The organism is Atribacterota bacterium, assembly GCA_028703475.1.
GTDB lineage: Bacteria > Atribacterota > Phoenicimicrobiia > Phoenicimicrobiales > Stramentimicrobiaceae > JAQVMU01.
The window spans coordinates 1-2,739 of record JAQVMU010000135.1; the positions used below are offsets into that span (position 1 = coordinate 1).

Sequence of the window (2,739 nt, forward strand, 5' to 3'; positions counted from 1 at the left end):
TTTATCCTGGACGGACAAAAATGGGTTCCTGACCCGGAAGCATATCGTTATGTCCGTGATGGATTCGGTAATAAAAATGCGGTAATTGAGATTGCTAATTGCATCTAAAAAAACGTATACCGTATTACGTATAACGTATATCGTTTGTTGCCAGTCATTGCGATGAACGAAGCGACGAAGCATCTCAAAAAATTATACTTAAGAGCATTTAAACTGAAAACTGATAACATATTTGCCCTTCAGGGCAAAAACAAAAGGTAAAGATAATGAGAAATAAAAAAACAAAAGGAATAAAAAATCAAATAAAGATCACCAGTTTTTTATTAGTAATAATAGTATTTATTATTTTCTATTCTTTACCTGCATTCTGTCAGAATACACAGTATGCTCCGAGCATTGCTAATCTGGAAAAGGAATTAAATCAGAATCACTATAGCGGGTTTCAACAGAGAATGATACTTACTACTGCTCAGAGTATTTTTGAACTGGGAATTAATAATATAGAGCTGAATAAACTGTTAACTGCAAGTATATCTAACAACTTTGACGCCTATAATATAAAGAAGATATTGGAAATATTGATTGATGCCAAACAAAGTGACATTCCTGAAAAATCTTTAATGAATAAATTTAAAGAGGGATTGTCAAAAAGGGTTGAGGAGCGTTTAATCGTGGAAGTGATGAGCAATGAGCTGGAAAACCTTAAAGTAGCCAGGGATATATTTACTGATTATGCCTTAAAAGAGACCGATTATGATTCACTCTCTTATGATGAGGATGTAATTGTTGAATCCTTGGCTGAAAGTTTGAATAATGGTGTTCCAAGGGAATCACTTTCTGAAGTATTAAACAGAAGTGCCAAACAGGGGAGAAGCCTGCAGGAAGTAACTGAAGTAAGTACAGAACTGGGGATTTTAAGTCTGCATGCCTATGAGCTTGGTTTTACAGCTGAGGAGGTCAATGATGTATTTGAGAGAGCAGTACTTAGCAGGAGCGGTGTTGACGGTATATGTGAAGACATTCAGGATATGATTGTAGCAGCCGTAGTATCAAAGATGAACATGGCTTCCCGCAGCAGCTCAACAGATGGAACTGAACAGTCAGGTTCCTCCGGTATTACTACAGGAGAAAGCTCAAGTTCCGGCAGTATAATTCCTTCTCCGTCAGGGAATGTTTCAACACCTTCAGCTGCTGATGATAAACCTGATAGTCCTGACAAACCGGATGGTGATTCTTCACCACCGGAAAATTAATTGACATGTTTTTGTTCTTTGAAATAAAAATAATAACAAAAAAATATTTTAACAAAAAAACTTGTAATCTTTAACTAAAAACGATAAACTATTAACGAAAAACCGCTTTCAGTTAGTACTGAAAGCTAAGAGCTGGTCTCAAAACCCGTGTGAGGTCGACATGCGGTGCATTTATCTGTATAAAATATTTGAAACCTGCAGATAAAAAGCTTGCGAGTCCGGAAAAACGAGGAGAGATTAATTAATTTCTCGTAATATATCCATGGAAAATAAAATAAAGAAAATAAATAAGTTAAATCGAAAAATAATTAAGAAACTTAAAAATCGAAAGGAGAATTCTTAATGAAGAAATTTTTAGTACTTTTACTGATTTCAATTTTAGCAATTTTTGTATTTGCAGGCTGTACAACCCCTCCTGTAAACGGTGGAGATGATCCTGGCAATGGTGACGAAGTTGAAGGTGTTACCGTAGAGATTTCAGATTCAGTTAAAATCAATGGTATAGATTATGTAAAAGGTGATAATAGAGATAAAGATGGCAAACTCATTGGTAATACTATTACCGTGACTTTCCCTGCTCCTGTTGAGGGTATGGTTCAAGCTGAAATCTCAGATTGTACAACAACAACTGCAGCAACAAAATTCTTATTCCCCAATGAAGACAGAACTGTCTGGACCGGAACTGTAGATTTTGATTGTAAATCGATGTTTGTTGCAGATCCATGTTCTGAAGATTACACTTGTGATGCATGTGGGGAATGTGATGATTTACCATGCTGTGAAACAGTTATAACCATTATTTCCGGTGCCTGTGATGTTGATGAATGTATCGTTTTACCGGTTATAGTTGACTGTGCACCACCTGCAATTCCTGAATTTAAATTTGAATGCTTTGATTGTGATGAATGTGAGACAGTATGTGAACCTCAGGGTGCTTACTTTACATTTACTTCAGTAGGCGGAGATATTTGTGATCCATCAGATGCATGTAAAGATGATTGTTCTGGCGTAGATAGTTGGAAGTTCTATGTAGGCGATGATTGTGATATGTGTGTTCTTTATGAAGGTACCGGTTGCCCGATAGAAGGAACAGCTGATTGTGGTTGCTTACCATGGGTAACTCCTCTTGAAGTGGCTTTAAACGGAGCAGATTATAAAAAAGAATACACAGTTACATTTGAAATCACTGACAAAGTGGGAAATAAAGCTACTCAGGAATATACTATGAAAGTTGATACTGATTCTGTTGTTAGTTGCTTAGCACCAGTTGAAGAAGAAGTATAGACTAATATTGATGTTGTATAATTTATTGTTACAATTTTAGAATTATAGCTAAGATTAGTAAGATAAATTAAATGAAAAATAAAAAGGGATACCTGTAACAAGGTATCCCTTTTTAACTGAAAAATTATAAAAAAGCAATTCTATTCCCAATAAAAAATTAAAAAATAATCCACACTTTTTTATTTTAATAAATATAAATAGA

2 protein-coding genes are annotated in these 2,739 nt (G+C 34.9%); both read left to right on the forward strand.

Going from position 1 to position 2,739, the window contains the following annotated elements; genetic code table 11:
• The first annotated feature begins 266 nt into the window (after window positions 1-266).
• Complete coding sequence (locus tag PHQ99_08610; GenBank protein ID MDD4289633.1) at window positions 267-1,253, forward strand: hypothetical protein; 987 nt, start codon at window positions 267-269, stop codon at window positions 1,251-1,253.
• A 342-nt stretch (window positions 1,254-1,595) separates the two neighbouring features.
• Complete coding sequence (locus PHQ99_08615) at window positions 1,596-2,537, forward strand: hypothetical protein (GenBank protein MDD4289634.1); 942 nt, start codon at window positions 1,596-1,598, stop codon at window positions 2,535-2,537.
• The last annotated feature ends 202 nt before the right edge of the window (window positions 2,538-2,739 follow it).